26 protein-coding genes, 2 tRNA genes and 1 pseudogene are annotated in these 22,766 nt (G+C 72.0%); 18 read left to right on the top strand and 11 right to left on the bottom strand.

The features are described 5' to 3' along the window. Window positions 1-57: 57 nt before the first annotated feature. From EFL26_RS03385 to EFL26_RS03360, 6 genes and pseudogenes are all read right to left on the bottom strand, one after another. Window positions 58-1,046: pseudogene (locus tag EFL26_RS03385) on the bottom strand (flavin monoamine oxidase family protein). Between the two features lie 71 nt (window positions 1,047-1,117). Beyond that, window positions 1,118-1,414, bottom strand: a complete 297-nt coding sequence (locus tag EFL26_RS03380; RefSeq protein ID WP_123221486.1) for a hypothetical protein — start codon at window positions 1,412-1,414, stop codon at window positions 1,118-1,120. Window positions 1,415-1,493: 79 nt separating this feature from the next. After that, a complete protein-coding gene (locus tag EFL26_RS03375; RefSeq protein ID WP_123221485.1) occupies window positions 1,494-2,726 on the bottom strand; it encodes a hypothetical protein in 1,233 nt (410 codons plus the stop codon). After that, window positions 2,723-3,253 carry a SigE family RNA polymerase sigma factor gene (locus EFL26_RS03370; protein ID WP_123221484.1) on the bottom strand — a complete coding sequence of 177 codons (531 nt, stop codon included), beginning with the start codon at window positions 3,251-3,253 and terminating at the stop codon, window positions 2,723-2,725. Before EFL26_RS03370 ends, EFL26_RS03375 begins: the two co-directional genes overlap by 4 nt. 90 nt (window positions 3,254-3,343) lie before the next feature. Then, window positions 3,344-3,892 (bottom strand): TetR/AcrR family transcriptional regulator, encoded by a 549-nt coding sequence (locus EFL26_RS03365; protein WP_123221483.1) that lies wholly within the window; start codon window positions 3,890-3,892, stop codon window positions 3,344-3,346. Further along, window positions 3,889-5,214 carry a cytochrome P450 gene (locus tag EFL26_RS03360; RefSeq protein WP_221176828.1) on the bottom strand — a complete coding sequence of 442 codons (1,326 nt, stop codon included), beginning with the start codon at window positions 5,212-5,214 and terminating at the stop codon, window positions 3,889-3,891. Before EFL26_RS03360 ends, EFL26_RS03365 begins: the two co-directional genes overlap by 4 nt. Before the next feature lie 64 nt (window positions 5,215-5,278). On the opposite strand from EFL26_RS03360, the gene EFL26_RS03355 reads away from it, so the two are divergent. The 6 genes from EFL26_RS03355 to EFL26_RS03330 all read left to right on the top strand — a co-directional run bounded on the left by EFL26_RS03355 (window position 5,279) and on the right by EFL26_RS03330 (window position 10,622). Next, entirely contained in the window at window positions 5,279-6,157 is an 879-nt protein-coding gene (locus tag EFL26_RS03355) for an oxygenase MpaB family protein (protein WP_123221482.1), read from the top strand. Beyond that, window positions 6,154-7,782 (top strand): succinic semialdehyde dehydrogenase, encoded by a 1,629-nt coding sequence (locus tag EFL26_RS03350; RefSeq protein WP_221176827.1) that lies wholly within the window; start codon window positions 6,154-6,156, stop codon window positions 7,780-7,782. Before EFL26_RS03355 ends, EFL26_RS03350 begins: the two co-directional genes overlap by 4 nt. Then, the gene (locus tag EFL26_RS03345) at window positions 7,779-8,615 is read left to right on the top strand and encodes an SDR family oxidoreductase (RefSeq protein ID WP_123221481.1); all 837 of its coding nucleotides are present in this window, start codon (window positions 7,779-7,781) and stop codon (window positions 8,613-8,615) included. Before EFL26_RS03350 ends, EFL26_RS03345 begins: the two co-directional genes overlap by 4 nt. Window positions 8,616-8,844: 229 nt before the next feature. After that, the gene (locus tag EFL26_RS03340) at window positions 8,845-9,387 is read left to right on the top strand and encodes a nitroreductase family deazaflavin-dependent oxidoreductase (protein ID WP_123221480.1); all 543 of its coding nucleotides are present in this window, start codon (window positions 8,845-8,847) and stop codon (window positions 9,385-9,387) included. Between the two features lie 76 nt (window positions 9,388-9,463). Continuing rightward, window positions 9,464-10,312 carry a hypothetical protein gene (locus EFL26_RS03335; protein WP_148046616.1) on the top strand — a complete coding sequence of 283 codons (849 nt, stop codon included), beginning with the start codon at window positions 9,464-9,466 and terminating at the stop codon, window positions 10,310-10,312. Between the two features lie 19 nt (window positions 10,313-10,331). Continuing rightward, window positions 10,332-10,622 (top strand): 2TM domain-containing protein, encoded by a 291-nt coding sequence (locus tag EFL26_RS03330; RefSeq protein ID WP_123221478.1) that lies wholly within the window; start codon window positions 10,332-10,334, stop codon window positions 10,620-10,622. A gap of 100 nt (window positions 10,623-10,722) precedes the next feature. On the opposite strand, the gene EFL26_RS03325 is transcribed toward EFL26_RS03330, so the two are convergent. Together EFL26_RS03325 and EFL26_RS03320 are read right to left on the bottom strand one after the other, a co-directional pair. Continuing rightward, window positions 10,723-11,139: a pyridoxamine 5'-phosphate oxidase family protein gene (locus EFL26_RS03325; RefSeq protein ID WP_123221680.1), complete on the bottom strand. Its 417-nt coding sequence runs from the start codon at window positions 11,137-11,139 to the stop codon at window positions 10,723-10,725. A 32-nt stretch (window positions 11,140-11,171) separates the two neighbouring features. Beyond that, window positions 11,172-12,017, bottom strand: a complete 846-nt coding sequence (locus EFL26_RS03320; RefSeq protein ID WP_123221477.1) for an NYN domain-containing protein — start codon at window positions 12,015-12,017, stop codon at window positions 11,172-11,174. A 121-nt stretch (window positions 12,018-12,138) separates the two neighbouring features. On the opposite strand from EFL26_RS03320, the gene EFL26_RS03315 reads away from it, so the two are divergent. The 3 genes from EFL26_RS03315 (at window position 12,139) to EFL26_RS03305 (ending at window position 14,574) form a co-directional block, all read left to right on the top strand. Next, the gene (locus EFL26_RS03315) at window positions 12,139-13,323 is read left to right on the top strand and encodes an SGNH/GDSL hydrolase family protein (RefSeq protein ID WP_123221476.1); all 1,185 of its coding nucleotides are present in this window, start codon (window positions 12,139-12,141) and stop codon (window positions 13,321-13,323) included. Window positions 13,324-13,435: 112 nt separating this feature from the next. Beyond that, complete coding sequence (locus EFL26_RS03310) at window positions 13,436-13,918, top strand: CsbD family protein (protein ID WP_123221475.1); 483 nt, start codon at window positions 13,436-13,438, stop codon at window positions 13,916-13,918. 8 nt (window positions 13,919-13,926) lie between these two features. Continuing rightward, window positions 13,927-14,574, top strand: coding sequence for a hypothetical protein (locus EFL26_RS03305; RefSeq protein WP_123221474.1), 648 nt, complete (start codon window positions 13,927-13,929; stop codon window positions 14,572-14,574). Window positions 14,575-14,649: 75 nt separating this feature from the next. Here the strand turns inward: EFL26_RS03305 and EFL26_RS03300 are convergent, their stop codons facing one another. The 3 genes from EFL26_RS03300 to EFL26_RS03290 all read right to left on the bottom strand — a co-directional run bounded on the left by EFL26_RS03300 (window position 14,650) and on the right by EFL26_RS03290 (window position 16,378). Beyond that, window positions 14,650-15,018: a hypothetical protein gene (locus tag EFL26_RS03300; RefSeq protein ID WP_123221679.1), complete on the bottom strand. Its 369-nt coding sequence runs from the start codon at window positions 15,016-15,018 to the stop codon at window positions 14,650-14,652. A gap of 313 nt (window positions 15,019-15,331) precedes the next feature. Then, window positions 15,332-15,556 (bottom strand): hypothetical protein, encoded by a 225-nt coding sequence (locus EFL26_RS03295; RefSeq protein ID WP_123221473.1) that lies wholly within the window; start codon window positions 15,554-15,556, stop codon window positions 15,332-15,334. A 9-nt stretch (window positions 15,557-15,565) separates the two neighbouring features. Then, complete coding sequence (locus EFL26_RS03290) at window positions 15,566-16,378, bottom strand: putative protein N(5)-glutamine methyltransferase (protein WP_123221472.1); 813 nt, start codon at window positions 16,376-16,378, stop codon at window positions 15,566-15,568. A gap of 214 nt (window positions 16,379-16,592) precedes the next feature. Here EFL26_RS03290 and EFL26_RS03285 point away from each other — a divergent pair, with 214 nt between their 5' ends. From EFL26_RS03285 to rpmG, 9 genes are all read left to right on the top strand, one after another. Further along, window positions 16,593-18,011 carry a DEAD/DEAH box helicase gene (locus EFL26_RS03285; RefSeq protein ID WP_123221471.1) on the top strand — a complete coding sequence of 473 codons (1,419 nt, stop codon included), beginning with the start codon at window positions 16,593-16,595 and terminating at the stop codon, window positions 18,009-18,011. 37 nt (window positions 18,012-18,048) lie between these two features. Further along, window positions 18,049-18,951, top strand: a complete 903-nt coding sequence (locus EFL26_RS03280) for a pirin family protein (RefSeq protein ID WP_123221470.1) — start codon at window positions 18,049-18,051, stop codon at window positions 18,949-18,951. 10 nt (window positions 18,952-18,961) lie between these two features. Then, entirely contained in the window at window positions 18,962-19,552 is a 591-nt protein-coding gene (locus tag EFL26_RS03275; protein ID WP_123221469.1) for a DNA-3-methyladenine glycosylase I, read from the top strand. 27 nt (window positions 19,553-19,579) lie between these two features. Beyond that, the gene (locus EFL26_RS03270) at window positions 19,580-19,951 is read left to right on the top strand and encodes a CidA/LrgA family protein (RefSeq protein ID WP_245999985.1); all 372 of its coding nucleotides are present in this window, start codon (window positions 19,580-19,582) and stop codon (window positions 19,949-19,951) included. Next, the gene (locus EFL26_RS03265; RefSeq protein WP_245999983.1) at window positions 19,948-20,676 is read left to right on the top strand and encodes an LrgB family protein; all 729 of its coding nucleotides are present in this window, start codon (window positions 19,948-19,950) and stop codon (window positions 20,674-20,676) included. Before EFL26_RS03270 ends, EFL26_RS03265 begins: the two co-directional genes overlap by 4 nt. A gap of 117 nt (window positions 20,677-20,793) precedes the next feature. Then, window positions 20,794-22,224: an amidase gene (locus EFL26_RS03260; RefSeq protein ID WP_123221468.1), complete on the top strand. Its 1,431-nt coding sequence runs from the start codon at window positions 20,794-20,796 to the stop codon at window positions 22,222-22,224. Window positions 22,225-22,284: 60 nt separating this feature from the next. Then, window positions 22,285-22,357 (top strand) — tRNA-Thr (locus EFL26_RS03255). 34 nt (window positions 22,358-22,391) lie between these two features. Beyond that, window positions 22,392-22,465, top strand: a tRNA-Met gene (locus tag EFL26_RS03250). Window positions 22,466-22,539: 74 nt separating this feature from the next. Next, window positions 22,540-22,710, top strand: coding sequence for a 50S ribosomal protein L33 (gene rpmG, locus EFL26_RS03245; RefSeq protein ID WP_123221467.1), 171 nt, complete (start codon window positions 22,540-22,542; stop codon window positions 22,708-22,710). Window positions 22,711-22,766 lie beyond the last annotated feature (56 nt).

The following is a 22,766-nucleotide window of genomic DNA, read 5'->3' as shown; positions in this document are numbered from 1 at the left end:
ACAGTCCGGCACGTTCGGACGCACTTTCTGCCCGCGCGTGCGTCCGAACGTGCCGGACTATCCGCCCGCGGCGGCCAGCACCGCGCGCGCGGTGTCCTCTCCGGACCGCACCGCGCCCTCCATGTAGCCGTTCCACACCGGCGAGCACTCCGCTCCGGCCCAGTGGATCCGGCCGACCGGCTCGCGCAGCGCCGGCCCGTACGCCGTCCACACCCCCGGCGTGAAGTGCGCGCCGTAGCAGCCGCGCGTGAGCTCCTCGGCCATCCAGTCGCGCTCCCCGTACTCGCGCGGCTGCAGTGCCTTCGGCCCGAAGTACCTGGCGAAGCAGCCCAGGACGGCGTCCCGGCGCTCCTCGAGCGGACGCCGCGCCCACGCGCGGGCCTCGTCGCCCTCGAGGAAGCCCATCAGGACGCCGGGCGTCCCGCTGGGCGGGGAGTTGTCGAAGGTGATCTTGACCGGCCTCGGTCCGAGGCCGCCTGCCCGTTGAGGCCGTCGGCGCGCCAGAACGGCTCGTCGTAGGCGGCGTACGCCTTGATCACCGACCCGGCCGGCAACCTCTGCGTGAGCTGGTCGCGCCAGGACGGCAGCGCCGGCTCGTAGTCCAGCCGGCCGGCCAGCGTCGGCGGGAGCGTGACGATCACGTGGCTGCCCGTCACCGCCGAGCCGTCGCGCAGCACCACGGAGACCCCCGTGTCGTCCTGTCCGATCCGATTGACCACGGCGGACAACCGCACCCGGTCGCCGAGGTCGGCCGCCATGTTCTCGGCGATCCGGATCGAGCCGCCGACGATCCGGTCCTGCTGCGCGCCCCGGTCGGTGCTGATCAGCGTCTCGAGGTCGGTGCCGGAGTGGCTGTAGAACAGCGCGTGCAGCAGCGAGAGGTCGCTGGTCTCGGCGGCGAACACCGCCACGCAGACGACGCGGAAGTATGCGCGTCCGGTGGGGGTGCGCAGGTTGCGGTGGACCTGCGCCTCGTTCGCGTCCCGGTCGCTGTTCTTGGCGAAGAGGGGGCCGTCGTCGGTCAGGCTGACCAGGGTGTCGCACATGTGTCGACGCTAGTTCCGCACCGGCCGCGCGCGCCCGAGTTGAAGGTCCCGGGTTCGAGGCCGGATGGCGCTCAGTCGTCGCCGCCACCCTCGCCGGTGTGCGCCGGTGCGGGGGCCGGCTGCTCCGCCTCGGCCGGTTCCTCCTGGCCGCCGGTGAACGCCTGCGAGGTCTGGGTGCTGAAGCCGGTCTCGTGCTCGCCCGATCCGAGGTTCGCGCCCACGGTGATCCCACCGGCGGTGCCGCCGGCGACGAGGGCGAGCGCCGCGACGGCGAGGCCGATCCGCCGCCGTCGGGGCGGCTGGTACGCGGCCCAGCCGGCGGGCACGGTGCCAGGAGGTGGAGAAATCGGGTGGATGTCGTCGTCCATCGGGGCCCTCCTCGGATCAGGTGCCTCGATCGTGACGCGCGAGTCTTGAAGGTTGCTTGACGTGAGACGCCTGCCGGTCTCAGCCCGGCAGATCGAGGTTGGGGACGACTCGCACGGTCCTCTCGGCGGGGCCGCGGACGGCCAGCCGACAGCGGCCGTCGGACAGCCGGCAGGTGAGAATGTCGCCGGCTGATCGGCCACCGTCCCAGCCACCACCGCCGGCGAGGAGGGCCACGGTGTCGTCATCGAGCCACTCGAACAGCGAGAAGGTGTCCGCGCGGCCCGGGAAGTCGTAGCCGGGGGGCAGGCGCAGCTGGACCTGTCGTCCCGTCGCGATGCTCCAGGCCGGGCCCCGGATCTCGTCGCCGTTCGGCATCCCGAGGTCCGGCACCAGCCTCGCCGTCGCTCCCACGACGGAGAAGCGCAGTCCGATCCCGTCGGTGGGCTGGCCGGTCTGCGGGCTCTCCCCGACGACCAGGCCGCGGGCCAGGCTCCTGACGTCGGCGATGTACGCCTGGGTGTCCGTCGCCTCTGCGTAGCGCTGATCCGTCGTGGACACCTGGGTCAACGAGGAGGTGGTCAGGTCGAGCACGAGCCCACGCGTGCGAATGGGCCCGTCAGGATGACGCGTGTACGCGTCGACGAGGTAGACGTCGTCGCCGATCAGGGCCTCGAGCGAGCACCCACCCGGCTGCGGCTCGCACGGCTCCAGCGGTTGGCGAACGACCTCGCGCATCGACGAGGTGTTGAAGACCACGAGGCTCTGCGGAGCGCCCTTCGGGCACTCGAGCCACACCGCCCTGGAGCCGGACGTCCCGGTCACGACACCGTTGGCGAAGCCGTGTGCCGCGCCGCAGTCGGAGTCGCTGAGCTTGACCGGCGACCCGCCGTCGCTGAACCACAAGGACTTGTTCCCTTGACCGTGCACGTCGCCGGTCGAGAACAGGAACCCGTCGTCGGTGACGTCGATCTGGGTGAAGGCGATGCCGGTGCGGACCTCGTGCGTCCCGAAGTGGATCGACCGACCGCGGAGACCGTCGGCGTACGCGATCTGGCGCACCTTGGGGAGTGTCGGCGCGGGGGTCCTGTCATGACGGTGGGTCGGCTCGATCGGTCCCCTGGAGTCCGGGTCCCCGCCACCGACGAGCACGCCTCCGGCGATCATCACCACCACGACGGCTGCCGCCGTGACGACGGCAGCCACGCGACGTCGGTGGAGCTCTCGCTCGCCACGGGCAACGAGGGTGGCGACGTCGGGTGTCGGTGGGGCCAGGCTCTCCACCTGACGCGCGAGGTCCAAGAAGCTGGTCACGAGGTCACCGTCGTCTGGTCGGGGGGCACGAAGTCGGCGCCCAGGTGGTCACGCAGCTTGCCGAGGGCCAGGAAGGTCTGCTTCTTGACGCTGCCGACCGAGCAGTCCATGAGCGTGGCCGTCTGTGCCTCGGAGAGGTCCTCGCAGAAACGCAGCACCACCGTGGCGCGCTGCCGCGGCGGAAGCAGGCGAAGGGCGCTCCAGAGCTCGTCGCGCGCACCGACTCGGGTCGTCTCGTCGGGGGCACGGCCCTCGGGCAGCTCGGCCGCCGCGAGCTCGTGGAAGGAGCGTCGGCGTCGCCACGAAACCGCGGTCCTCACGATGGTGCGGCGGGTGTACGCCTCGGCATTCGCCGGGTCGCGCAGTCGGGGCCACGCGACGTACGTGCGGACCAGCGAGTCCTGGAGGAGGTCCTGTGCGAGCTGGTGGTCACCGATGACGAGGTACGCCGTGCGGAACAGGCTCGCTGACCGCGCGGCCACGAACTCGGAGAAGGCCGAGACGTCCGACTGGTGCCGAACCGGCATCGCGGCCCTCCTCACCTCGTCGCGCCGAGAGGCTCAGGAACGATCCTCCACCCGAAAAGACGCGTCGGCTCCCTGCGGAGGTTGAACGGCTCAGTGCACCAGCGGCGCGAGGTAGCGCGCGGCGTACTCGCGCACGGCCTGCTCGTCGGTCATGTCGAGGTTGCCGTGCGGGTTGAGCAGGTAGGTGTAGGCCAGCCGCAGCATCAGCTCGGCGACGACGTGGAGCTCGTCGTCGGGCATGGTCGCGCCGCTACGACGGAGCGTGCGGGCGACCTGGTCGGCGGTGCCGAGCACGAGGCTGCTGTGCGACGAGGCGCCCGCCCCGGTGATGATCTCGGGCTCGGTCTCGACCAGCCGGGCGAGCAACGGGATCTCGCGGGTGAGGGCCATGCCGCGGGCGAAGCACTCGACGACCGCGTCGCGCGGCGGCAGGCCCGAGGCGACCCGGTCGAGCTCGCCGAGGAAGTCGCCGAGCTGGCGCATCAGGACCGCGTCGAGCAGCGCCTCCTTGTTGGGGTAGGCGCGGTAGAGCGTGCTGCGGCTGATGCCGGCGGCCCGGGCGACGTCCTCGACGTTGGCCCGCCGGGCGCCGTACTGCTCGAAGACCTGCTGGGCGGCGTCGAGGATCGCGGTCGTCATGAGTCGATCCTCTCCAACCGCACCGGGAGCCGGTCGCGCGGGAACGGCAGCGCGGCCAGGTCGAGCGGCCACTCGTAGCCGGCCGGCACCGACCAGCGGTAGCTGCGCAGCAGCTCGTGGAAGATCGCCCGCACCTGCACCCCGGCGAAGTGCATGCCGATGCACTTGTGCACGCCGCCGCCGAACGGCTCGAAGGCCATCCGGTGGCTGTGGTCCTCCCGGCGCTCGGGGGAGAAGCGGTCGGGGTCGAACCGGGTCGGGTCCGGCCAGTACGCCGGGTCGTGGTGGTTGTAGTACGGCGAGACCGCCACGAACGCGCCCGCCGGGATCCGGTGCCCGTTGAGCGACGTCTCGCGCACGGCGACCCGGGGCAGCGACGGCACCGGGCTGCACAGCCGCATCGACTCCTTCATCACCCGGTCGAGCAGGTCGAGGCCGAGCACGCCGTCGTAGTCGACGGTCCCCGCAGCGATCGACTCCTCGCGCGCCGCCTCCTGCCACTCCGGATGGCGCGCCAGGAAGTAGGCCATCGCGCTCATCGTGATCGTGCTGGTGTCGTGGGCCGCCATCAGCAGGAAGATCATGTGGTTGACGATGTCCTCGTCGCTGAACTCGTCGCCCTCCTCGCTCCGGGCGATGCACAGCTGGGCGAACAGGTCGTCGCCACCGCGCCTGCGCTTCTCCGGCAGGTGGGTGAAGAAGAACTCCTCGAGCACCTTCCGGGCCGCCAGCCCGCGTGCCCACGGAGTGCCCGGGACCGGCTTGCGCACGATCGAGGTGCCGGCGCGGACGGCGTCGATGAAGGCCTGGTTGATCCGGTCCTGCTCGGCGCGGGTGAGGTCGACACCGACGAAGGTCTCCAGTGCCAGGTCGAGGGTGAGCTCCTTGAACAGCTGGTGCATCCGCGGCTGCGGGACCGACTCCCAGGCCGCGAGCCCGCTGCGGATGTGGGGCACCATCACTGCGTGGTACCGGCGGAGCGCGTCGTTGGTGAACGCGTGCTGGAGGATCCGCCGGTGGTGCAGGTGCTCGTCGAAGTCCAGCAGCATCAGGCCGCGCCGGAAGAACGGCCCGATGAAGTGCGACCACGCGGGCCCGTTGGCGAAGATCCGCTCCCGGTTGATCAGCACCTGCTCCGCCGCGTCGAGCCCGTAGGCGGCGTACAGGGTGGTGCCGAAGACGTGGAGCCGGACCACGTCGCCGTACGTCGCCCGCAGGAAGTCGTTGTGCTCGATCGGGCGCTTGCGCAGCCGGAGCAGGTGCACCACGCCCAGTCGGGGGCCGCGGGCGGTGCGGAGGGACGTCTCGGCGGTCGCGGTCACGGGCAGCTCCGGGAGAGAGGCGATGGGATGGTGACACAAATCCGTTTCAATGTATCATCGGCGCATGTCGTTGGCCCAGATCCGAAATCTCCGCGCGACCGCCCGCAGGACCGAGGCAGCAGCACCGCTCGGGCCCGACTCCCTGACCTGGCGGTACTTCGGCGACCACCGGATGGCGCTGCTCGGCCCGCGGGCCGCGGTGCTGCAGAACATGCTGCCGTCGCTCGGTCAGGGCGTGGAGGAGCACTCGGTCTGGTTCGCCGAGACTCTCGCCCGGCTGCAGCGCAGCATCCCGCCGATCTTCGACACCGTGTACGGCGCCGACGGTGACGCGGCCGGTCACCGGGTGCGCGACTTCCACAAGCCGATCAAGGGCAAGCTGCCCGACGGCTCGCCCTACAGCGCGCTGAACCCCGACACCTACTACTGGGCGCACGCCTGCTTCGTCGAGCACCTGCTCACCGCCACCGACACGTTCGTCCGCCGGCTCAGCGCGGAGGAGAAGGAGCAGCTGGTCTCCGAGTCGGTCACCTGGTTCGAGCGGTACGGCGTCAGCGCGCGCGACATACCGCGCACGTACGCCGAGTTCGCCGACTACTTCGACCGGATGCTCGACGAGCGGCTGGTGGCCCACCGCACCGCGGCGTACGGCGTGGGCTACGCGACGAAGGGCTGGCCCCGGCCCGGGCGCGTGCACCCCGCTCTGTGGTGGCTCGTCCGCCGGCCGATCGATGCGGTCAGCTCCTTCCTCACCATCGGCGGCCTTCCGCCGCGGGCGCGGGAGATCCTCGGGCTGCCGTGGGACGAGCGCCGGGAGCGGCGCTACCGGCGCTTCGCCCGGGCCTGCCGGGCGCTGGACCCGCTCTACGTGCGGCTGCCCGCCCGGCTGCGCCTGCACCCGATCCCGCTGCGTGCGTTCGAGCGCGAAGGCCGGGCCGCGTGAGCGCCCGTCCCTCGGTGGTTGAGCCTGCCGAAACCCCCGGCCCCCGGGTCGTCGAGCCTGCCGAAACGCCCTCGCGTGTCGACGCGGCGTACGTCGAGGCCCTGCTCCGCTGGGTGACCAGCTCCTCCGGCGAGACCGCGAGCGCGCTGGCGCCGTTCACCGGCGACCCGCTGCCCGCGGTGCCCCAGTCGTCGGCGGCCGACGTGCGCGCGGCCGCGGCCCGGGCCCGGTCGGCGCAAGCGGCCTGGGCGGCGCTCCCGCTGGCCGAGCGGCTGCGTCCGCTGATCCGGTTCGCCGAGCTGGTGCTGAAGGAGAAGGATCGGCTCCTCGACGTGGTGCAGTGGGAGACCGGCAAGTCCCGGGTGCACGGGTCGATCGAGCTGCTCGGGCTGCCCGCGGTGACCGCGCACTACGCCCACAACGCCGCCGACTACCTGGCCGAGCGGCCGGTGCTGTCCGGCACGCCCGGCCTCGTCCGCACCCGGGTCGCGCACCGGCCCAAGGGGCTGGTCGGCGTGATCGCGCCGTGGAACTACCCCTTGTTCCTCGCGGTGGGCGACGTGATCCCCGCACTGGTCGCGGGCAACGCGGTGCTGAGCAAGGCCGACTCCCAGGCGCCGCTCTCGCTGCTCGCCGCCCGCGAGCTGGCCGCCCGTGCCGGGCTCCCGGACGACGTCTGGCAGGTCGTGGCCGGTCGTGGCTCGGTGATCGGGCCGGCCCTGATCGACGAGGTCGACCACCTCGCCTTCACCGGGTCGACCGCCACCGGCCGGGAGCTGGCGGCCGCGTGCGGACGCCGGCTGATCGGCACCTCGATGGAGCTCGGCGGCAAGAACCCGATGATCGTGCGCGCCGACGCCGACCTCGACGCGGCCGTCACCGGAGCGGTGCAGGCGTGCTTCTCCAACGCCGGCCAGATCTGCATCGGCATCGAGCGGATCTACGTGCACGAGTCGCGGTACGCCGCCTTCGTCGACGCGTTTGCCCTTGCCACGAAGGGGATCCGGCTCGGGGCGGCGTACGACTTCTCCGTGGAGATGGGCTCACTGACCTCTGCCGAGCAGCTCGAGGTGACCCGCCGGCACGTCGACGATGCAGTGGCGAAGGGAGCGAAGGTCGTCGCCGGCGGGCGGGCCCGACCGGACCTCGGACCGCTGTTCTTCGAGCCGACCGTGCTGGTCGACGTGACCCCGGCGATGACGGCGTACGCCGACGAGACCTTCGGCCCGGTGGTCGCCGTCTACCCCGTCGTCGACGACGAGGACGCGATCGCGCGGGCCAACGACACCGACTACGGGCTGTCCGCCAGCATCTGGTCGCGCGACGTCGAGACCGCGCGCCTCATGGCCGCGCGCATTCGCGCCGGCTCGGTCAACGTCAACGACGGCTACGTCGCCGCGATCGGCTCGGTGTCCGCGCCCATGGGCGGCATGGGCGCCAGCGGGGTCGGTCGCAGACACGGTCCCGACGGCCTGCTCCGCTACACCGAGACCCAGACGGTCGCCACCCAGAAGCGTGCCCTGCCCTACCCCGTGAAGCCCAAGGGGTTCCTCGCCGCCGGTGCCGCCGCACTGCGCGCCCAGCTCGCCGCCGCCCGACTGCGCAACCGAAGGAGCACACGATGAGGTCAGCACAGCGCTCGCTCCAGGGCCGTGTCGTCGCGGTCACCGGAGGCGCCCGCGGCATCGGCGACGCCACCGCACGCGCACTGGCGGCGGCCGGTGCCCGGGTGGCGATCGGCGACCTCGATGTCGAGCTCGCCACCCAGGCCGCGCAGGCGTACGCCGGCCTGGCGCTGCCGCTCGACGTGACCTCCGAGGCGTCGTTCGCCGGCTTCCTGGACAAGGTCGAGGCGGAGTTCGGCCGCGTCGACGGACTGGTCAACAACGCCGGCATCATGGTGATCGGGCGGCACCTGGACACCCCGCTGGACGCACAGCTGCGTCAGCTCGACATCAACCTGCGCGGCGTGATCATCGGTTGCCACGAGGTCGCACCCCGGATGGTCCGCGCCGGTGGCGGGCAGATCGTCAACATCGCCTCCCTCGCGGGACGGATCCCCTCGGCCGGCTCGGCCGTCTACAGCGGCACCAAGGCGGCCGTCATCGCGTTGTCGGAGGCGCTCGACGCCGAGCTCGCGAGCAGCGGGGTGCGCGTCTCGGCGGTGCTGCCGTCGTTCACCAGCACCGGCCTCATCGACGGCACCACAGCGCCGAAGCTGAGTCCGCCGATCTCGCCCGAGCAGGTGGCCGCGGCGGTCGTCGGGCTCCTCGGCAAGCACCGGCCGGTGGCCGCCGTGCCGCGCCGGCTCGCCTTCGGCAGCACCCAGTGGGCCGCGCTGCCCACGCCGGTGAAGCGCTGGCTCGGCCGCTGGAGCGGCCTGGACACGATGTTCACCGAGTACGACCACACCGCGCGGGCGGCGTACGAGGAGCGGACGAGCGGGAAGACGACCTGAGAACCGGTGGTCGAGGTGCGAGCGCCAGCGAGCCTCGAAACCACCTGAGCGCCCTTGCGCTGAGCCCGTCACCGGGTTTCGAGGCGGTTGCTGTGCAACCGCACCTCAACCACCGACTGATCCGGTCGTCGGGGTCTGGCTCGGGCCGATCGACCCTGTTCCCGACGCGTACGACGGCGTTGACTTGATCGTGGGGTCCTTCGCGCACGTTCGGGAAGGGAGCGGATCGATGTTGCGCACCACTTCGACTGCCGGGTCACGACGACTTCTCGGCCTACGCGTCACACCTGGTCGCCTGGCACTGCTGGTCTTCCGCCTGCCGCTCCAGCTGTACGACCGCGGCTGGGGCTGGATGCTCGGGCACGTGTTCCTCCGACTGGTGCACGTGGGGCGGCGCACCGGCCGTCCGCACTCAGCGGTGGCGATGGTGCTGGCCTACGACGCCGACGCTCGACGTGCCGTGATCTGTGCGGGGTGGGGCCCGAACACCGACTGGGTGCGCAACCTCAGGGCACGACCCGCGGTCCGGGTCGACGTCGGCCGTGACAGCTTCGTGCCGCGGCACCGGTTCCTGACCGAGGACGAGGCACTCGCCGTCGTCGCGGAGTTCCGGGTACGCCATCCCCACCGGGTCCGGTTCATCAGTCGCGTGCTCGGCTGGGGCGACCTCTGGTCCGACGAGGCGGTGCGTGCCTTCGTCTCCGCACGGCCCTTCGTCGCCCTCGAACCGGCCGTCGAGAACGGCGCTCCGCGCCAGCCGTCGGCCGGCTGACCACGTCGATGACCTTGGCCACTACCGACGCAGCGGCGGTCGCGGCAACGTGGGGGTGAAGGGAGATGAGTGCCCCATGAGCACGCGACATCTTGAGCGCGTCCACGTGTGGGAGGCCCCCACCAGCGCGCTGTCTCACAAGACCCCGGTGATGGTCTGGTACGCCGCGGCAGCGGTCCTGTTCTTCGCGGTGCCGTTCGTCGGTACCGATCTGGCAGGACTCCAGTCCGACCTGTTCTACCTCGGTTACTTCACCGTGGCCGTGCTGTTCTTCGCGACCTTCGTCGTCGCTCACGCTTCCGATCTCCGGGAGCTGTGGACCCTCCACCTGTGGCAGAGCCTGGCCCTGGGTGCCGCTGTCGGCCTCGTGCTGGCGATCGGCATCTTCCAGCAGACCGCCACGGCACACGCCCAGGGGTGGCGGTTCGCCTTCGAGATCGTCTGGCGCGGCCTGGTCTACGGGACGGTCGACGCGCTGACCCTGGTGGTGCTGCCCGCCGCCGTCGCCTACCTGCTGATGCACGGGGACCGGACCACCTTCCGGCGCAAGGCGGGCTTCGCAGGGCTGACCCTGGTGCTGTCGATGTTCGTCACGGCGACGTACCACCTCGGTTACACCGAGTTCCGCGACCAGACGCTCCGCTACCCGGAGATCGGCGCGGTGATGGCCAACGTGCCGGTCGCGCTCACCGGCAACCCGGTCGGTGCGGTGGTCACCCACGCCACCATGCACGTGTCGGCGGTGGTGCACCAGCGCGACGGAGGCAAGCAGCACATGCTGCCGCCGCGGGTGGACGGCGCCTACCCGAACCACGGCAGCAGTGACCTCGCCGCCGGCCTGGCGGCAGGCTGGCTCGTGGCAGCCGCCGTGGCTCTGGGCGCGGTCGCCCGGCGGCGCCGCAGCGCACGAACAGGGATCACGTGAAGAAGGAGGAGGTTCACGGATGAGCACAGCAGGCATCACGCTGGAGCGCTACGAGCAGGCCGAACGCGACCTCGCCCGTGACGAGGCCCGCACGGGTCTGACGGTGCACGGCATCGTCACGATCCTGGTCTCGGTGGGGCTGGTGATCGTCAACGTCGTCGTCGCCGCGGAGTTCCCGTGGTCGGCGTTCGCGGTCGGTGGCATGGTTATCGGCTTCGCCGCGCACTGGTGGTTCGGGTTCCAGAAGCTCGACGACCAGTTGACGGCACAGCAGCACAAGGTCGAGGAGCACGCAGCCGGACTGAGGTAGCGCAACCGGCGCTCCCGGGTGACGTCCTCGGACGTCGCCCGGGAGCTCTCATGTCGACGGGCGCCCCGGTCTCACGGCGGGAGCCAAGGGTCTACCCCCGTCAGCGCACGTGCCGCTCCAGTCCGCGACCCGGGTGCCAGGACTCGATCACCAGCCCGCCGTCCAGATGGGTGAGCACGACCTCGTCGATGTCGACCCGGAAGCCGTCGTCGGCGGGCACGGCTCGGCCGGCGATCTTGGCCTCGCCGGCCCAGCCGCCGGCGTCGCCCTCGGGCGGGTCGACCGACGGGCTGTGGAACGCGACGCGGGGATCCCGCAGCACGTCCGCGAGCTTGCGTGAGTGCGACATCGACCCGAACGTGAGCTCGTCACCGATCTCGGTCTCGATGCCGCTGATCCGCGGCGACCCGTCGGCCCTCAGCGTCGCCATCGTCTTGTGCTTGCGGGCCTGGAAGAGCGCCTTGACCCGTGCGGCGAGCTCCGGAGCCTCTGCCTCGACCTCGTGCCATGCGACCATGACGCCCACGCTGGCAGCCGGCGCCGACACTTCTACTCCGGCTCGCCCTGCACCTTCGCCGCGACCTTGCGTGCCGCCTTCGCGGCCGACTTCTTCGCGGTCGACCGGGTGGTCGCCTTCTTCGCCGGCTTGCTCGCGGGAGCCTCCTCGGCGGCGCGGCGACCCTTGAGCCGCACCGACAGGTGGCCGCGCCCGCCGCTGCCCACCTCGGTCTTGGTCTCGATGAACGGTTGCGCCTTGACCAGGTCGCTGAGCTTGCCGAAGCCGTAGTTGCGCGGGTCGAACGACGGGTCGGTGCGGTTGAGGTGGTTGCCGAGCGCGCTGAGCGTGGCCCAGTCGTCGTCGTCGGTGTCGACCTTGTTCAGCGCCTTCGACAGCACGCTCTGGATCGGACGAGGCTGCTGGTCCTCCTTCGCCTCCTCGGTGGTGCCCTTGCCCTCGGCGGCGAGCACCTCGAGGAAGAGGAACCGCTCGCACGCCTCGACGAACGCCTTCGGCGTCTTGCGCTGACCGACCCCGATCACGCGCTTGCCCGACTCGCGCAGCCGCGTGGCCAGAGGAGTGAAGTCGCTGTCGCTGGAGACGATCGCGAACCCGTCGACGTTGCCGGAGTAGAGCAGGTCCATCGCGTCGATGATCAGCGCCGAGTCCGTGGCGTTCTTGCCGTAGGTGTAGGCGAACTGCTGCTGCGGCGAGATCGCGTTGCCGAGCAGGACGTCGCGCCACCCGTTGAGGTGCGGGTTGGTCCAGTCGCCGTACGCCCGCTTCACGGTGATCGTGCCGTAGCTGGCCAGCTCCTCGAACATCTCCTTGATCAGCTTGGCCGACGTGTTGTCGGCGTCGATCAGGACGGCCAGGCGGGTGCTGTCATCAGCCATTGCGCAGGTGTCTCCTCGATGGGGGTCCTGCCAGTGTCCCGCAGGTGGCCTCGCGGCATCGCACCCACGCCGTCCCAGGGTCGGTGACTCCGGTCCGGCCACCACCCGGGATGCTGGCCGCATGGATCGTCCCGCCGACCTGATCGCGACGCCGCTGACCGCCGATGTCGTGCGTGGGGCCCTCGAGCTGGAGCCGACGGAGCGCGGCGTCCTGCCGCACCGGCTGCCGGCCCGGGCGCGCCGGTACGCCGACCCGCAGCTCACCATGGTCGAGGCCCAGCCCTCCGGTGTGCGCCTCGCGCTGCGGACGCGGGCGACGTACCTCCGGCTGGAGACGATCCCCACCAAGCAGGTGTACGTCGGCGCCCCACCGCGACCCGACGGGGTCTACGAGCTCGTCGTCGACGGCGCTCGTGTCGCGCAGGCGACCGCGGACGGCGGGGACACCCTGACCCTCGACCTGGCCACCGGAGCGGTCGAGGCCACGAGGGGCAGCGCACCGGCGGTCGTCGAGTTCGGCGGCCTGCCCGACCGGGACAAGACGGTCGAGGTCTGGCTGCCCTGGAACGAGCGCACCGAGCTGGTCGCGCTCTGGACCGACGCGCCTGCGGGCCCGGTGCCCGGCACGGGTCTCCGACGCTGGGTCCACCACGGCAGCTCGATCAGCCACGGCTCCAACGCCGCCGGCCCGACGTCCACCTGGCCGGCCCTGGCCGCGGCGCAGGGAGGTGTGGACCTGGTCAACCTCGGCTTCGGGGGCAGCGCGCTTCTCGACCCGTTCGTCGCACGCGTCATCCGCGACACCGACGCCGACCTGATCAGCCTCAAGATCGGGATCAACCTCGTCAACACCGACCTGATGCGCGTGCGTGCGTTCACCCCGGCCGTGCACGGGTTCCTCGACACGATCCGCGACGGTCATCCGGAGACGCCGCTGCTGGTGGTCTCGCCGATCGGCTGCCCGATCCACGAGAGCACGCCCGGCCCCAGCGAGTTCGACCCGGCCGCGATGGCTGCCGGTGAGATCCGACTCCGCGCGGCCGGGGACGCCGCAGAGGTCCCGGCCGGCAAGCTGACCCTCCAGGTCGTCCGCGCTGAGCTGGCGCGCATCGTGCAGGAGCGAAGCCCGGACGACCCGCACCTGGGGCACCTCGACGGCCTCGACCTGTACGGCGGGGCGGACACCGAGGAACACCCCCTGCCCGACAACCTGCACCCCGACGCGGCGACCCAGCGCCTGATCGGCGAGCGGTTCGCCGCGCGCGCCTTCGGTGAGGGAGGACTGCTCCACGACCGCATGCGCTGAGCGGGTGCGTCGAGGGTCACACCCCACGGGCGAATCCTTCCGCCCGCGACGGGCACCACTGCAGATGACCAACGACAGAGCATCAGAGGCCCGAGAAGGATTCCTCGACACCATGGCCGGAAAGGCCAAGGAGGTCGCCGGTGCCGTCAGCGGCAAGGACGACCTGGTGGAGGAAGGACAGCTCCAGCAGGCTGAGGCGCAGAAGCGCAGGACCGCGCTCGCCGACGACGCCGTGGCAGACGCCGAGCGCCGCGAGGCCACCGAGCAGATCCGCGACGCCGACCGCGAGGCAGCGCAGCGCGAGTCCGCCGCGCACGCCGAGACCGTGCGCGAGGAGGCGGCCGCCGACCGTCAGCGTGCGGGCGAGCAGGCCGGCGCCGACCGCGCGGCCGAGGCGCAGGCCGAGGCCGGTCGCCAGGCCGCCGAGGAGCGCGCAGACCAGGTTGCTGCGACGAGCCTGCGGGAGGCGGACGCCCTCGCGGCCGACGCCGACCGCACCGAGGCCCAGGCTGCGGTGGACCAGGCACGTCTCGAGCACGAGGCCGATGCCGCCGAGCGTGAGGCCGCCCAGCTGCGCGCCCAGACCGAGAAGTGAGGAACCCCATGATCAGCACACTCATCGCACTGCCCTACGAGCTCGCCCGACTTCCCCTGGTGCTCGTCGACGGACGCCTGTCCGAGCGGCTCCCGGAGACCTCGGTCCCGCGCACCACGCTGGACCGTGCCCTCGGCTCCGCGGACAAGGTGGCCGGCACGCTTCTCCGCAACCGCGACATCGCCGCGCGCGGCGCCGACCGGCTCGAGCGCTCCCACACGCTGCGGACCGCCGCGCGTCTGGAGGCGAAGGCCGAGGCCACCCGCGAGCAGGCCCAGGACACGGCGGCCGCGGGTCGCCACCAGGCGGCCCTGAAGCGCAGGGACGCCGAGGAGCGGGTGACGTCGGGTCTCGAGGAGGCCGACACCACCGAGGCCCGCGGCAAGCGCGACGCCCGGGTCACGGCCGCGAAGACGGCCGCGTCCAAGAAGGCGGCGGCGGACAAGCGCGCGGCGAGCCGCAAGGCCGCTGCCGAGAAGCGTGAGCAGAGCGTGGAGTCGGCGGCTGAGGCGAAGAAGAAGGCCGCCCAGCGCGCGGCCCGGTCCGAGCTGGACGACGCACGTGAGGCCAAGCAGAAGGCCGCCCAGGCCCGTGCCGATGCCGAGCGGCTCAGCGACCTCACCGAGGCCAAGAAGGCACAGCGCAAGCAGAAGTGAGCTTCCGCCGGCACCCACCGGCACCGGCACGACGACCGCCCGCGCCTCGCGCGGGCGGTCGTTCGCCGTCCGGGCTCAGTCGCGCTGCCAGGGCGCCTCGTCGCCCATCTTCGCGTAGTACTTCGCCAGGTGGCTCTTCACGCGGTCGGCGTCCGAGTCCGGCAGGTCGACGCCGCCGCGGCCGCCCTGCATGACGTTCCCGGCGGCCATCACTCCGCGCGGGACGGCATGCAGCTTCCCGTCGACGACGTCGGCGATCAGCAGCTTGTACGCCGTGAAGTTGTCCTTGTTGTCGGCGTCGTACCAGACGTGGGCGTCGCGGTACTTCTCGTTGGGCCCGTCCTCCGCGTCCGCCCACGCTCGGACCCGCTTCTCGGCGGCGTCGCCGTCCCACTCACGGTCCCGGTCGGCCAGGGGGAGATCCTGGAAGCTCGTCACGGCCATGAAGTCCTCCTCAGGGGTCGTCGTCGAGCTCTCGGCGTACCCGATCGCGGTCACCTCACCGCGGCGACGCCCGCGGAGACGTTTCGATCCGGCGGGAAAGGGCACCGCTCAGGGAGTCCGACGAGCGCCGACCTCGGGTCGCGCGTCCGCCGGTTTCGCGCCGGCACCGCCCGGACAACCCTGAGGAGTCTTGCCATGTTGTGGACGATCCTGATCATCCTGGTGATCATCGCGCTCGCGTTCTTCATCTTCGGCCGCATGCGCGGCGGCCGCGAGCTGTAGGCGACACAGCGGGCGGTCGGACCTGACCGCGCTACAGGACCGCGCCGCGAGGCGCGACCTCGACGGCGGCGACACCGCGCGCGTAGAGCACCAGCAGCCGGTCGCCGTGCGTGCAGCGAAGCACGCCGGACTCCTCTGCGAGCGTCGCGACGACGTGGCCGACCAGCTCGCTCTCGCTCTCGGTGTCCGCTTGCTCGTAGGTGACGTCCATCGTGTCGCCGCTGATGAGGCGGACGCGGAGGACGATGGCTGCCATGTCCCGACCCTAGACCCGTCCGCGGCCTGCGGACGGACCTCCCGCGACACCCTGCTGGCCGGACCGCCCGATCACCACGGTGGCCTCGAGCTCCGCACTGTGCGCGGAGGACGCCTCGAGGCCGTCCCCCTCGAACACGGCCATCGCCACCGGCAGCTGACGCTCGCTCACCTCGATCAGCACGTGTCCGCCGGGCGCGAGCCATTCGCGCGCGCCCGCGCTGATCCGGCGGAGCAGGTCGAGGCCGTCCGGACCGCCGTCGAGGGTGTGCGCCGGCTCGTGGTCGCGCGCCTCGGCCGGCATGAGCGTGACCTCGTCGGAGGGCACGTACGGCGTGTTCGCGGCCAGTACGTCGATCCGGCCGCGCAACGAGCCCGGCAGGGCGTCGTACAGATCGCCCTGGTGCACGTTGCCGTTCGGCACGTTCTCCCGGGCGCAGGCGACCGCGACCGCGTCGAGGTCGGCGGCGTGCACCTCGACGAAGGGCACCTCCTCGAGCACCGCCGCGGCGACCGGGGCCGCCCCGCAGCAGAGCTCGACCGCGACCGACGCGGGGCGCAGGCGAGCGATCGTCTCGGCGGCGAGCAGCTCGGTCCGCCGGCGCGGGACGAACACGCCCGGGCGCACGACGATGCGCTGGTCGGCGAACTCCGCCCACCCGAGCACCCACTCCAGGGGCTCGCCGGCCACACGACGGGCGATCCGGGCCGCGGGATCGCCGGGCTCCTCGAGGATGAGCTCGGCCTCCTCCTCGGCGTACACGCAGCCGGCCGCGCGGAGCGTCGCGACGACGTCGTCGAAGGAAGGGCCCGAGGTGGTCACGCCAGCGAGAGTCGCAGGTCACACGCCGCCGCGCCACGACGATTCTCCGGAACCGAGACCCATGCCGTAGTCTCGAAGCACAAGGACCGCCCAGTCTTACCTCGGTCCTGATGGTGTGTTGCAGCCCCGCAACGGGTGCTCCACACCGGCCTCCCAGTGACGAGAACGCTCGTCACGGCTGTGGTGAGACACCCACACAGTGAGTGATTCCTCCTTGTCTACGACCTCTTTCATCGATCTCGGTGTGCCCGCGACCCTTGCCGACGTGCTCGGCGCCCGCGGCATCACCTCCCCGACTCCCATCCAGGCAGCCACGCTGCCCGACTCCCTGGCCGGGCGCGACGTGCTCGGCCGCGGCCGCACCGGCTCCGGCAAGACCTACGGGTTCCTGCTGCCGGTGGTCGCGCGCCTGGTCGCCTCCGGCGCCCGCCGTACGCCGAAGCGCCCGCGTGCCCTCATCCTCGCCCCGACCCGCGAGCTGGTCTCGCAGATCGACGAGGCCCTCGCCCCCCTCGCCGCCGCCCACGGCCTGCGCAGCCGCACCGTCTTCGGCGGCGTCGGCCAGAACCCCCAGGTCCAGGCACTCCGGGCCGGCGTCGACGTCCTCATCGCCTGCCCCGGCCGCCTCGAGGACCTCATCAAGCAGGGCGCCTGCGACCTCGGCGGCGTCGAGGTCACGGTGCTCGACGAGGCCGACCACATGGCCGACCTGGGCTTCCTGCCCGCCGTGCGTCGCCTGCTCGAGCAGACCCCGCGCAACAGCCAGCGACTGCTCTTCTCGGCCACGCTCGACAACGCCGTGAACGTCCTGGTCAAGCGGTTCCTGACCGACCCCGTCACGCACGAGGCCGACTCGGCGTCCTCGCCGGTCGCCGCGATGGAGCACCACGTGCTGCACGTGCAGCACGAGCAGCGCGTGCCGGTGCTGGTCGACCTGGCCAGCGCTCCCGGCCGCACGGTGGTCTTCACCCGCACCAAGCACGGCGCGAAGGCACTGGCCCGCCAGCTCAACGCCCGCGGCGTACCGACCGTCGAGCTGCACGGCAACCTCGCCCAGAACGCCCGCACCCGCAACATGGACGCGTTCCACTCGGGCAAGGCCACGACGCTGGTCGCCACCGACATCGCCGCCCGCGGCATCCACGTCGACGACGTGGCGCTGGTCGTGCACGCCGACCCGCCGGCCGAGCACAAGGCCTACCTGCACCGTTCCGGGCGCACCGCCCGCGCCGGTGCGGCCGGCAAGGTGATCACGCTGATGACCGACCAGCAGGTCCGCGACGTGCGCGCGCTCACCCGCGCCGCCGGGATCAACCCCACGACGACCAAGGTCTCCGGACCCGGCCACGCGATCCTGCGCACGCTGGCTCCGGGCGAGCGGGTGCTCGTCGCCGGCGGCCTGGCCGTCGAGGCGGGCAGCGGCTCCGGGTCCAGTGGCCCGGGTCGCTCCGGCGGCGGCAACCGCCGCCGCTCGGGCAGCCGCGGCCAGGCCCAGCAGACCGCCCAGAAGCCGGGCCGCGGCGCAGGTCGCGCCGGTGGCGGGCAGAAGAGCGGTGCCGGCCGCGCGCGCCGGGGCAACGGGTCCGGGGGCGGCAACCACAGCCCCGCGAGCTTCAGCCGCGGAGCTCGCTGACCGTCGGGCTGTCGCTGCTGCGTGGCAGGCTGGATCCATGGAGATCCTGACCCCGCGCGACGTCCCCCTGGGCGGCGTGCGAGCGATGACCGTGCGACGCACGCTGCCCCAGCGGCACCGCACCTTCGTGGGCGCCTGGTGCTTCCTCGACCACTACGGTCCCGACGACGTGGGCGAGCAGGGCGGCATGGTCGTGCCGCCCCACCCGCACACCGGCCTGCAGACCGCGAGCTGGCTGTTCAGCGGCGAGATCGAGCACCGTGACTCGGCGGGTCACCACGCCTTCGTGCGCCCCGGCGAGCTCAACCTGATGACGGCCGGCCGGGGGATCAGCCACTCCGAGTACTCCACCCCCGGCACCACCGTCCTCCACGGCGCCCAGCTCTGGCTGGCCCTGCCCGACGCCGACCGGCAGGTCGACCCGGCCTTCGAGCACCACGTGCCCGAGCCGGTCTCCGGCGAGGGGTGGGAGGCGCGGGTGTTCCTCGGCTCGCTGCTCGGCTCCACCTCCCCGGTGCGCACCTACAGTCCGCTCCTCGGTGCCGAGCTGCGGCTCGCGGCCGGCACGACCCTGCGGGTGCCGGTCGACCCGGCGTACGAGCACGGCATCCTGCTCGACTCCGGGAGCCTCACCATCGGCGACGAGGCGCTCAAGGCCCACGAGCTCGGCTACCTCGAGCCCGGGCGGGACGCGATCGAGGTGGTCGCGGCCGAGGACGCCCTCCTGCTCCTGCTCGGTGGCCCGCCGTTCGGTGAGCGCATCGTGATGTGGTGGAACTTCATCGGTCGCGAGCACGACGAGGTCGTCGGCTACCGCGCCCAGTGGCAGCGGCTGCTCGACGAGGGCAGTGACGACCGGTTCTCCCTGCCCGAGGCCGACCCGCTCCCGCCGCTGCCCGCTCCGGTGCTGCCGAACGCCCGCATGGTCGAGCGCGGATGAGCCCGCAGGAATGAGCACGGTGGTCCTGAGCGGTGACGGTCTCGCCCGCTGCCCGTGGGGCGAGACCGAGCCGCTGCGCAGCTACCACGACACCGAGTGGGGCGTTCCGGTCCGGGGTGAGTCGGCACTCTTCGAACGGCTCTGCCTCGAGGGCTTCCAGGCCGGGCTGTCCTGGCTGACGATCCTCAACAAGAGGGAGCGCTACCGCGAGGTCTTCCACGGCTTCGACGTCGACCGGGTCGCGGCGCTCTCCGATGCGGACGTCGAGCGGCTGATGGCCGACCCGGGCATCGTCCGCAACCGCGCCAAGATCGAGGCCGCGCGGCGCAACGCCCGGGCCACGATCGCGCTGCGTGACGACGGCGGGCTGGAGGACTTCATCGTCGGCCACGCGCCCGACGTGACGCCCACCCCGGCCGACACCAGCGAGCTGCCGGGCTCGTCGCCCGAGTCGAAGGCGCTCTCCACGGCGCTGAAGAAGCGCGGCTTCGCCTTCGTCGGCCCGACCACGATGTACGCGCTCATGGAGGCGACCGGTCTGGTCGACACGCACCTCGTCGGCTGCTTCCGTCGCGGTGTCTCCGGACGCTGGCCCGCCTGACCTGACCGGGCTGGGACAATCCTGGCCGTGTCCGACCTCCCCGTGCTCAAGGGCGTGCTCGTCCTGCTCTCCTGCCAGCTGGTCGGAGAGGTCGTGGTCCGCCTCCTCGGCCTGGAGGTCCCCGGGCCGGTGCTCGGGATGCTGGTGTTCCTGCTGGTGCTGCGGATCCGTCGTCCCCGACCCTCGTCGGCCCTCGTCCGCGGTCCCGCGCTCCTGCTGAGACACCTGCAGCTGCTGTTCGTGCCGGCCGGCGTCGGGATCGTCGCCTACCTGGACACCCTGCGCCATGACGCGCTCCCGCTCGCGGCCGGTCTCTGGCTGTCCTGGCTGCTCGGCCTCGCGGCGACCGGCGTCGTGGTCGGTGGGCTGACCCGGCTGCTCGGACGGAGTGCGCGGTGATCCCGCTCGTCGGCTGGCACCCCCACGAGACCTGGACCTGGCTGACCACGTCACCGCTCCTGGGTCTCACCCTCACCGTCGGTGCGTACGCCGCCGGCCGGTGGGTGCACCGGCGTACCGGCAACGCGCTGCTGCAACCGGTCCTGGTCGCGGTCGTGCTGGTCGGCGGCGCGCTGCTGCTCGCCGACGTTCCGTACGGCGACTACCTGAACGGCGGCCGGTTCGTCGCCTTCTGGCTCGGGCCGGCCACCGTCGCGCTGGCCCTCCCGCTCCACGAGGAGTGGCACCTCGTCCGCCGGGCCGCCGTACCGATCCTGACCGGTGTCGTCGTCGGTGCCGTGGTCTCGATCTGCTCCGCCGTGCTGGTCACCCGCCTCGCCGGCGCCGGCCGGACGCTCCAGCTGACCATGGCACCCAAGGCGGCCACCACGCCGGTCTCGCTGGCGGTGTCCGCGCAGATCGGCGGGATCCCCGCGCTGACGGCAGCGCTCACGATCATCGCGGGCATCACCGGCGCGGTCGTCGGCCCGTGGGTGCTGGACCGGCTCGGCGTGCGCGACCTCCGCGCCCGCGGCATCGCCCTCGGCGCCGCGTCCCACGGGATCGGCACCTCCCGGGCCCTCCAGGAGAGCCGCACCGAAGGGGCCTTCAGCGCGCTCTCGATGGCCCTCACCGCCCTCGCCACCAGCCTCCTCGTCCCCCTCCTCCTGCTCCTGCTCCGTTGAGTTGGGGGTTCGTGCCCCTCGAGTTGGGGATTCGCGCCCGTCGAGTAGGGAGAAACGGCCCCAAACCTCCGACCGTGGGAGGATCCGCCGGCCCTCGGGGCCGGATACCTTCTGCCCATGACCCAGACCCCCATCCGCACGCGGGTGCACGCGTTCGGCGACGACGCGCTCGGCGAGCACGACGCGGTCGGCCTGGCCGAGGAGATCCGTGCCGGGCGGATCTCGCCGCTCGAGGCCGTCGACGCCGCGATCGCCCGGATCGAGCGGCTGCAGCCGGTGCTCAACGGGCTCGCCTGCGCCGACTTCGAGCGGGCGCGGGAGCAGGCCCGCGCGGCGAAGCCGGGGGAGCGGTTCTTCACCGGCGTGCCGACGCTGGTCAAGGACAACTCCGACGTCGAGGGCCTGCCCACCCAGCAGGGCTGCACGGCGTACGTCGCCCGGCCGGCCGTCTCCGACGGTGACTTCGCCGCGATGCTCCGCGGCCAGGGCCTGGTCAACCTCGGCAAGTCGCAGCTCTCGGAGTTCGGGTTCAGCGCCAGCGCGGAGTTCGCCGTGGGTGACCCGGTCCGCAACCCGTGGCACACCGGGCACTCCTCGGGTGCATCGTCGGCGGGAGCGGCGGTCTTCGTCGCCTCCGGCGCCCTGCCGCTCGCGCATGCCAACGACGGTGGCGGCTCGATCCGGATCCCGGCGGGCTGCAACGGCCTGGTCGGGCTCAAGCCGAGCCGCGGCCGCGTGCCCCAGGACAAGGCACTGCGCGAGATGCCTGTACGGATCGTCGCCGACGGGGTGGTCACCCGCAGCGTCCGCGACACCGCGGCGTTCCTCCGCGAGTCCGAGAAGCACTACCGCAACCTCTCCCTGCCGCCGATCGGCGACGTGACGGGCCCGGGCCGCAAGCGCCTGCGGATCGCAATGGTGATCGACTCGGTCGGCGACCTGCACACCGACCCGCAGGTGGCCGACACCGTCCGAGACACCGCGGCCCTGCTGGAGTCGCTCGGCCACCACGTCGAGCAGGTCGACGCACCGGTGCCCGAGTCGTTCGTCGAGGACTTCCTGTCCTACTGGAGCCTGCTGGCGACGTACCTGCTCACCACGGGCAAGCGCACGCTCGACCCGTCCTTCGACCGGCGGCTGACCGACAACCTCAGCCGCGGCCTCGCGCGGCACGGCCTGCGCAAGACCTACCGCCTGCCCAAGACGCTGGGCCGGCTCGCGCTGTCGAAGTACGTCTCCGCCCGCTTCTTCCGCCAGTACGACGCCGCCCTCACCCCCGTCCTCGCGCTGCCCACGCCGGAGCTCGGCTGGCTCGACCCGTCGCAGCCCTACGAGGTGGTGATCGACCGGCTGATCCACCTCGCGAACTTCACCCCGCTCCAGAACGCGACGGGCGACCCGGGGATCTCGCTGCCGATGGGCGCGGACTCCGACGGACTGCCGATCGGGGTGCAGATCACCTCGTCGCAGGGCCACGAGGCGCGGCTGCTCGAGGTGGCCTACGAGCTCGAGGCAGCACGCCCGTTCCGGCGGATCCAGGACCTCTGACTCGATTTCATCTATCACCCCGGGGCTGTGTATCCTTCACGTCGGCCCGAAGAGGGCCAGGCCCCTTTAGCTCAGTCGGCAGAGCGTCTCCATGGTAAGGAGAAGGTCTACGGTTCGATTCCGTAAAGGGGCTCGGGGAATGATCACGGGAGCGTGATCGTTGCCGAGGCGGGGTAGCTCAGCTGGTTAGAGCGCACGACTCATAATCGTGAGGTCGCGGGATCGAGCCCCGCCCCCGCTACTCCCTGGCCGAGAGACCCAGCAAGTCAGGCCGAACAGCACCGCAAGACCCGCAGGCAAGGAAGAAGGCACACCGTGGCCAGCAAGAGCTCCGACGTCCGACCCAAGATCACCTTGGCGTGCGTGGAATGCAAGGAACGCAACTACATCACCAAGAAGAACCGTCGCAACGACCCGGACCGCATGGAGCTGAAGAAGTTCTGCCCGCGTTGTCGCACGCACACGGCTCACCGCGAGACCCGCTGAGGTCTCCGCGCCCGACGTTCCACGAGAGCGGCTCCCCGTCCGGGGGGCCGCTCTCG

Origin of the sequence: Nocardioides pocheonensis (assembly GCF_003725535.1) — a bacterium.
Taxonomy (GTDB): Bacteria; Actinomycetota; Actinomycetes; order Propionibacteriales; family Nocardioidaceae; genus Marmoricola; species Marmoricola pocheonensis.
This window is presented reverse-complemented; position numbering and strand designations above follow the sequence as displayed.